Below are 6814 nucleotides of genomic sequence, written 5' to 3'. Positions count from 1 at the left end.
TGTCGCCCGAGAGCTCTTCAAAGTCCTCACCAGCCCAAACACCACGAGCAACGATCTTCGCGTCGCCGCTTGACAAACATAGGAGCATCGGAGCGGTTCAATAATCGATTCCAAGAGGTCAGCGGTCGATCGTCTCTTGACCTCCACCATGCTTGAGGTAGCACCGTGGTGCACATGAACACGGAATCCACGGCGTACGCCGCAGACCTCGAAGCCATCGAACGGGTCGTAGCCACCGTAGAGCACTCCCAGCAGCACAAGGACCCCGATGAGTTCCTCGCCCTCTTCCACCCCGACGCGGTCTGGACGACGGCCGGCGGCAAGGTCCTCATAGGCCTCGACGCGATCTCGGAGTTCACCCGCAAGGTTCTCCCCGCGGCGAACTGGGACGGCAAGGTCACCTACGAGGTGGTCCACGTGTTCTTCATTCGCCCGGATGTCGCGGCGGTCAAGGTTCGTCAGCTCTACCTGACCCCGGGTGACGAGAGCGAGGGGGCTCCGCTGTACGTGATGTCCAAGCAGGGCGACGGCCGCTGGTTGCTGACCGCCTGCCAGAACACGGGGGTCGTCGCCGGTTGATCGATTCCGGGGGATCGGCCGTACGCATGAGGCGAGGGCGCCCAACGTCGGTAGGGGTTGAGTGTCCTCGCCACCACGCTGTACGTGAAGACCGACGACCTGCTGGAGGACTCACCCCGTCTCGCACCATGGCGACCGATGTGGGGATCGCCCCCGGTCGAGCGACGCCGAGCCGGTCATCTGCGGAGCGCGAAGCGGCGTATTCTTCGCCCATGGGTCTGAGGCTCAAGACACGTCGGTCCGACTCGCCGTGGGTCGACACCGTGTGGACATGCACGAGCGGGCAGGTCACTTCGATGACGTCCGTCGCAGGGACGTGTTGGGGGCTGGTGTTCTGGGAGCAGGCCGGCCGGACGTACACGAGCATCACCGGTCCCGAGACCCGAACCGGGACGGCGCCGGTGCCGGAGGGTGCGACCTTTACCGGCATCGAGTTCGCCGTGGGCACCTCGTTGCGTGCCGTGCCCACGCCGACGCTCGTCGACGGCGGTATCGAACTCCCCGACACCACGCGCCGGACGTTCCGGCTGGACGGCGCGCGCTGGGAGACGCCCGGCCCCGACGATGCCGAGGCCCTGGTCGACGGGCTTGTCCGGGCCGGGATCGTGGTCCGTGACCCGCTCGTCGTCGAGGTGCTGCGGGGGCACCGCCCGGCCGTCTCGGGGCGCACGGTCGAACGCCGGTTCCGCGCCGCGACCGGACTGACGCGGGGCGTGGTCCGGCAGATCGAGCGTGCGCGTACGGCGACGGAGTTGCTGGCCGCCGGCGACCTGGCCGCCGATGTCGTCGCCAAGCTCGACTACTTCGACGAGCCGCACCTGGCCCGAGCACTGCGCTCCTACGTCGGACGCACCGTCAGGCAACTGCGCGAGGGCGCGGGCGGCGCGATCGCCCTCAACCTGGATCAGCGCTTGACGTCGTAGACGAGCTTCAGGATCCCGTTCGAGTAGCTCTCCGACTCTCGCAGCGTCAGCATGTGCTTGTCTCGGTCGGCCCGGCCGAACAGGCTCTTCCCGGCACCGAGCAGCACGGGGAAGACGAGCAGGTTGTACTGGTCGATCAGGCCCGCGTCCGAAAGCCGCCGGGCCAGTTCCGCACTCCCGTGGATGAAGATCGCGCCGCCCTCGCTCTCCTTGAGCGCGGCGACGTCCTCGATCGAGCGCAGGATCGTCGTCGGCCCCCACCCGTCGACGAGGGCGTCGTCGGACAGCGTGGTCGACACCACGTACTTGGGCAGTTCCTTGTAGTCGGCGTGGTCCTCCGAACCGGGCCAGACCGGTGCGAACACCTCGTAGCTGCGGCGGCCGAACATCAGCGCCGTGGTGTCGGCGAGCTCCTCACCCTTCAGCGACCAGGCTTCCGGGACGAAATCGAGGTCCTTGACCACCCACCCGCCGCTGCGGTGCTCTTCCCCCGGCCCGCCGCCGGGCGAGTCCACGACGCCGTCCAGCGACATGAAACCGGTGTAGACCAGGTCACGCATTGTGCTGTCTCCTCATGTTCGGGCGAATTGCCGGCTCCACATTAGATCGCGGTCGCGACGGCCGTCTTGGACGGAAACGACAGCGGGTCCAGAGCGCTGTCGATTGAGCCCGCACCCGGTTTCGGAGTCGACCGGCTTCGCCGCCACCGGCACCGAAGTGGCCGCGGTCGGAGTGTTCGGCGAACCGATGCCTGCGATGCGCTTCCATGTGGCTTACATGCGGATGGGGGGAGAAATCCGCACGTCTGGCTGCGGGATCACCACTTGTCCCAGGCCGACCATGCGTACCAGGGGCCGGAGATCGGATCGAGTCGCTCCAGGCCCTCTTCGGACATCTGGCCCGTCGGGCTCCACGCGAACCCTACCGACGTGTGTATTCGCCAGTCGTTGATGCTGAGCTGGGCCCCGCCGTCGGGCGTGGCTTCTGACCAGCAGACCGGATAAAGACCCACGAGTCGACACTCCTCGGAGGAGGTGCCGCTCCGGGCCACGGCCTGGGCGTGGTCGGTCAGTGCGGACTTCGACAGTGTGAACCGCACCTGGAAGGGAATGTCGGCGCTGATCGCCAAAGCGGTGCAACCGGCGATGATCCATGGCGTCAACCAACGGAGCATGTTCGCCTCCATCGCGCCGATGTCGGTCAGCAGCGCCGCGACGGCCCGGATGATCCACAGGAGGAAGAGCGCGCCACCCGCGAAGAGCACCCAGATGAAGAGCTCGACATACAGGTACGGCGCGCTGGACCACCACAGGCACACGAACGCCGCGAACGAGAACGCCGTGAGCAACGGCCATCCGGGCGGCTTGGCAATCACGGCGCCACCTTAGCGATCAGCCGACCGATACCGACAGTGGGCGTGGCCGGTCGCCGTGGCTCTTCGGTCGGTTGCGGCCGAGCGCCGGATCGCCACCCTCTTCCAGCCGCCCGGCGACCTCACGAGCCCGCGCACATCGGGCACGCCGCCAGGCGAAGTACGGTGTCGGCTCCCGCGCCTCCGCTCTGTCTCGCCGAAGTGCTCGCCTGCCGTCGGGCGGTGCCTCGCCGAGGTGCTCCCCTGCTGTCGGGGTGGTGCCTCAGCTCACGGCTTTCCTGACGAGAGCGGTGATCGTCTTCGCGGCTTCTTCGCTCAACGTGGTCACGGCGAAGGACGTGGGCCACAGGCCACCGGCGTCGGCGAGGTTCGCCTCGGCGGTGAAGCCGAAGGCCGAGTACGGCTCCTTGTCCGCGTTCCCGCTGCGGAAGAAGCAGACGACCTTCCCCTTCCTGGCGTAGGCCGGCTGGCCGTACCACAGCTTCGGCGACAGCTCCGGGGCGTTGGCGGTGACGATGGCGTGGATGCGTTCGGCCATCGCGCGGTCCGACGGTTCCATCTCCGCGATCTTCGACAGTACGTCGAGCTCCTCGGCGGCCGCCTTGTTGCCACGGCCGCGGTTCGCCTCCTTCTTCAGTTCCGCGGCGCGCTCCTTCATCGCGGCGCGCTCCTCCTCGGAGAAGCCGTCCGTGCTCTTCCTGCTCGCCGCGCCGGTGTCCGCGCTCACCGTTGTCACTCTCCTCGTCGTCGTCGGTATGGGGTGTTTGTGACGCTAGCGGTGCTGTGAAGCCGGTGCTTCTCGATTCCTGACCGATGCTCGCCCCGTGCTTCCGGGACACTCCTTGTAACAAGGGCTCGCACCGTCGGCTGTCGTTCGTGCGGCGGGTGAGGTGGAACGATGGTGCGTATGGGACTCGGGCGTGCGGAGGCGCAGCGGCTGCATGACATCGCCGTGATCCGTCGTGTCCGAGACCGGATCGATCGTGAGTACGCCAGGCCGCTGAACCTCCAGGCGCTGGCCGCAGGGGCGCACATGTCGATCGGGCACCTGAGCCGGGAGTTTCGGCGCGTCTATGACGAGTCTCCGTACTCGTATCTGATGACCCGGCGGATCGAACGGGCGATGACGCTGCTGCGCCGCGGAGACCTCAGCGTCACGGAAGTGTGTTTCGAGGTGGGTTTCTCCTCGCTGGGCACGTTCAGTACGAGGTTCACCGAACTCGTCGGCGTGCCGCCGAGCGTCTACCGGCGTGACCGTTCCCAGGCCGCGGCGGGTATTCCGCCGTGCCTGAGCAAGCAGGTGACCAGACCGGTCAAGAATCGAGAAGCCCGCCCCCGATAGTCATGCGTAGCGTGCGGGGCGTGGACGTCACCATTCAGCACACCTTCCTTCCGCACACCGATCCCGAGGCCGCTCTGGGTTTCTATCGCGACATCCTGGGCTTCGAGGTCCGGGCCGACGCCGGTTACGAGGACATGCGGTGGATCACCGTCGGTCCGGTCGGACAGCCCGGCACCTCCATCGTGTTGCACCCGCCGGCGGCCGATCCGGGCATCACCGATGAGGAGCGCCGCACCATCCTGGAACTCGTCACCAAGGGCGTCTACGCCGCCGTCACGCTGGCCACCGATGACCTCGACGGGCTGTTCGACCGCCTCCAGGCCGCCGGGGCCGATGTGATCCAGGAACCCATCGACCAGGACTACGGGGTCCGTGACTGCGCCTTCCGTGACCCCGCCGGCAACCTCATCCGGATAACCGGCGCGTCTGCCTGAGCCCGCCCGTACGACGCTCGCCCCGAATCGACCGATCTCGGAAAGCACGGAGGAACCATCTGATGCCGCTCTCTGTCGACATCGTCACTCTCGGCGTACCTCAGGTAGGAGCCGCACGCACCTTCTACACGTCCGCGTTCTCAGCCACGGCGACGGAGAACGACCACACCGCGAGCCTTGACCTTCACGGCACCGGGCGGCTCGCTCTCCGCCGGATCGACGCGCTCGCCGCCGACTCCGGTACGGCCCCGGAGACCTCGGGTTTCCGTGGCTACGTCCTGTCCTCCATCGTGAACCGGCCCGCCGAGGTCAGGACCCTTCTCGATGCCGCCACGGCCAAGGGCGCGACGGTGGTCAAGCCGCCGAAGAAGCAGCTTTTCGGTGAGTTCAGCGCCGCTTACCGGGCACCGGACGGGGCCGTGTGGAAGCTGGCCGCGGCCTCCAAGAAGGACACCGGTCCCGTCCCCGACCCGCCGAAGCCGACCGAGACCGCCGTCTACCTCGGCGTCGCCAATCCGACGGCATCCAGGGTGTTCTATGAGGCGTTGGGCATGAGCGTCAATCACGACTACGGTGACAAATTCCTCGACTTCGTCATCGCCGACGGCGTGTGTCGGCTGGGCCTGCTGCCACGTAAAGCCCTCGCCAAGGACGCCGGCGTCGACGAGCACGGTGACGGCTTCTCGGCGCTCGTACTCACCCACATCGCCGCTTCCCGTGACGACGTCGACGCTCTTCTCGCCGCCGCGGGCTCGGCCGGTGGTCGGGTCACCGCCGCGGCGGCCCGAACCGATCGGGGGGATTACGCCGGGCACTGCACCGACCCCGACGGCTACCACTGGATGATCATCACACCCGGCTGACCGCGACAGGCCGACCGTCGTCACGCGACCCCCGAGTCGGATACCGCTTCGGGAATCGCGTGACGACGGTCGGCTGGTTCCCGCCCGTCAGGCTTACCGATAACGGACGGACTGGGCGTCCTCCCTCAAACGCCGCGCCACGCGTCCAGCCGCCTTGTCGAGTTCTCCTTCGATCTGCTCCGATCCCGCGGCGGACACCCTGGGCACCGGGTATGGCAGTGCCAGCACGCGTTGCATGCGCAGGTACGTCGGCGGATGGGTCGTGTCGACCCCCGTCTTCTCAAGGCGGGCGGACTCGCGGTGTCGTTCGAGTTCGGTGTCGGCGACGGCGTCCACGTGGGAGCGGAGAGCCGTCCACAGGTTCCCGGTTCCGACGGCCACCGCGCTGGATGCGAGGAAACCTTCGACCGATCGTGTCCGGGTGGTCAGGACGTCCAGAAGCGAAGCGGCGGCCGCGGAGCCGGCTACCTGGGCCTGCATCTCGTCGGCGCGGTATTCGGCGTGCTGGGAGGAGCGGTTCAGCAGGAGCTCCAGCAGGAAGATCAAGCCGCGGACGGGACGCCCAGGATCGCGAGGAGACACTGGGTGACGAGGGCGGACAAGCCGTCACCGGGGTGCCACTCGAAGCCGGTGACGATGCGGAGTTCGTGGAGCGAGTGCAGGGCACTGCCGACGACGAGGCCGTGTCTGGCGTCGCCGTTCCTGGAGTGGGCCATCTCGTGGGCCAGCAGGGCGACGCGTTCCTGCGGGGTGAGGATCAGCCAGAGCGGGTAGCCGATCTCCACCAGACGGCTGCGTCGCCACCCGTAGGTGCGGAACGAGGCGTTGACCGCACCGCTGACGGCGACCAGATCTGTTCGGGGGGCTCCCAACTCCTCGCCGATGCGGTCAACGAGGGCGTACAGGTGGGGAGCGTCCTCGCGGGCGAGAGGTACGGCGAAGGCGGGGAAGGGGGCGGGGCGGGGGCGCAGCAGCCAGGCGAGGTCCAGGGCTACGAGACCGAACAGGATGCCACCTATCGTCAGACGGGTGACCAGGTATACGCCGGTGAGCAGGAAGGCCGGTGCCAACAGGTGGACGGCCAGGGCAAGGACGTAGCCGCCGGTTCGGGAGACGCGACCGGTCGCTCGGCGTGACTGGACGGGGGCCGCCGGAGGAGGCAGGAAGGGGCCGGGAGGTCGCGGGGGCTCCTGAAACGCGCCCGATGTTCCGGCTGGTAGATCGGTGGACACGACGAACAAGGTGACAGAGCCCGAGCTTGGCGGCAATACGCCGAAAAGGTGGGAAGTTCTCCGTCGAGA

General features: G+C 67.7%; 10 protein-coding genes. 5 read left to right on the top strand and 5 right to left on the bottom strand.

Features of this window, described 5'->3' with window-relative positions:
• Positions 1 to 174: 174 nt before the first annotated feature.
• Both ACFY3V_RS36615 and ACFY3V_RS36610 read left to right on the top strand, forming a co-directional pair.
• A complete protein-coding gene (locus tag ACFY3V_RS36615; RefSeq protein ID WP_362907453.1) occupies positions 175 to 579 on the top strand; it encodes an SgcJ/EcaC family oxidoreductase in 405 nt (134 codons plus the stop codon).
• 296 nt (positions 580 to 875) lie between these two features.
• Positions 876 to 1502 carry a helix-turn-helix domain-containing protein gene (locus ACFY3V_RS36610; protein ID WP_389779835.1) on the top strand — a complete coding sequence of 209 codons (627 nt, stop codon included), beginning with the start codon at positions 876 to 878 and terminating at the stop codon, positions 1500 to 1502.
• On the opposite strand, the gene ACFY3V_RS36605 is transcribed toward ACFY3V_RS36610, so the two are convergent.
• The 3 genes from ACFY3V_RS36605 to ACFY3V_RS36595 all read right to left on the bottom strand — a co-directional run bounded on the left by ACFY3V_RS36605 (position 1484) and on the right by ACFY3V_RS36595 (position 3601).
• On the bottom strand, positions 1484 to 2062 hold the full coding sequence (locus ACFY3V_RS36605) for a dihydrofolate reductase family protein (protein WP_362923468.1): 579 nt from the start codon (positions 2060 to 2062) through the stop codon (positions 1484 to 1486). The two genes, ACFY3V_RS36610 and ACFY3V_RS36605, sit on opposite strands and share 19 nt — an antisense overlap.
• A 257-nt stretch (positions 2063 to 2319) precedes the next feature.
• Positions 2320 to 2877, bottom strand: a complete 558-nt coding sequence (locus tag ACFY3V_RS36600) for a hypothetical protein (RefSeq protein WP_389779832.1) — start codon at positions 2875 to 2877, stop codon at positions 2320 to 2322.
• A 259-nt stretch (positions 2878 to 3136) separates the two neighbouring features.
• Positions 3137 to 3601, bottom strand: coding sequence for a DUF1801 domain-containing protein (locus ACFY3V_RS36595; protein ID WP_389779830.1), 465 nt, complete (start codon positions 3599 to 3601; stop codon positions 3137 to 3139).
• A gap of 180 nt (positions 3602 to 3781) precedes the next feature.
• On the opposite strand from ACFY3V_RS36595, the gene ACFY3V_RS36590 reads away from it, so the two are divergent.
• The 3 genes from ACFY3V_RS36590 (at position 3782) to ACFY3V_RS36580 (ending at position 5513) form a co-directional block, all read left to right on the top strand.
• Positions 3782 to 4216 (top strand): helix-turn-helix transcriptional regulator, encoded by a 435-nt coding sequence (locus ACFY3V_RS36590; protein ID WP_389779840.1) that lies wholly within the window; start codon positions 3782 to 3784, stop codon positions 4214 to 4216.
• 20 nt (positions 4217 to 4236) lie between these two features.
• Entirely contained in the window at positions 4237 to 4650 is a 414-nt protein-coding gene (locus ACFY3V_RS36585) for a VOC family protein (RefSeq protein WP_362907445.1), read from the top strand.
• 62 nt (positions 4651 to 4712) lie between these two features.
• A complete protein-coding gene (locus ACFY3V_RS36580; RefSeq protein WP_389779828.1) occupies positions 4713 to 5513 on the top strand; it encodes a VOC family protein in 801 nt (266 codons plus the stop codon).
• A 93-nt stretch (positions 5514 to 5606) separates the two neighbouring features.
• Here the strand turns inward: ACFY3V_RS36580 and ACFY3V_RS36575 are convergent, their stop codons facing one another.
• Both ACFY3V_RS36575 and ACFY3V_RS36570 read right to left on the bottom strand, forming a co-directional pair.
• Complete coding sequence (locus ACFY3V_RS36575; RefSeq protein ID WP_389779826.1) at positions 5607 to 6059, bottom strand: hypothetical protein; 453 nt, start codon at positions 6057 to 6059, stop codon at positions 5607 to 5609.
• Positions 6056 to 6745: a M48 family metallopeptidase gene (locus tag ACFY3V_RS36570; protein ID WP_389779824.1), complete on the bottom strand. Its 690-nt coding sequence runs from the start codon at positions 6743 to 6745 to the stop codon at positions 6056 to 6058. The genes ACFY3V_RS36575 and ACFY3V_RS36570 overlap by 4 nt, the downstream gene beginning before the upstream one ends.
• Positions 6746 to 6814: the final 69 nt, after the last annotated feature.

It is taken from the genome of Streptosporangium sp. NPDC000095 (assembly GCF_042899335.1).
GTDB lineage: Bacteria > Actinomycetota > Actinomycetes > Streptosporangiales > Streptosporangiaceae > Streptosporangium.
Note: the sequence above shows the minus strand (reverse complement) of the source record. Positions and strands in the feature narration are given on the sequence as shown.

Coding starts and splice junctions, on each gene's coding strand:
- ACFY3V_RS36580 (WP_389779828.1), top strand. CDS start 4,713: ATGCCGCTCTCTGTCGACATCGTCACTCTCGGCGTACCTCAGGTAGGA.
- ACFY3V_RS36605 (WP_362923468.1), bottom strand. CDS start 2,062: ATGCGTGACCTGGTCTACACCGGTTTCATGTCGCTGGACGGCGTCGTG.
- ACFY3V_RS36590 (WP_389779840.1), top strand. CDS start 3,782: ATGGGACTCGGGCGTGCGGAGGCGCAGCGGCTGCATGACATCGCCGTG.
- ACFY3V_RS36610 (WP_389779835.1), top strand. CDS start 876: ATGACGTCCGTCGCAGGGACGTGTTGGGGGCTGGTGTTCTGGGAGCAG.
- ACFY3V_RS36615 (WP_362907453.1), top strand. CDS start 175: ATGAACACGGAATCCACGGCGTACGCCGCAGACCTCGAAGCCATCGAA.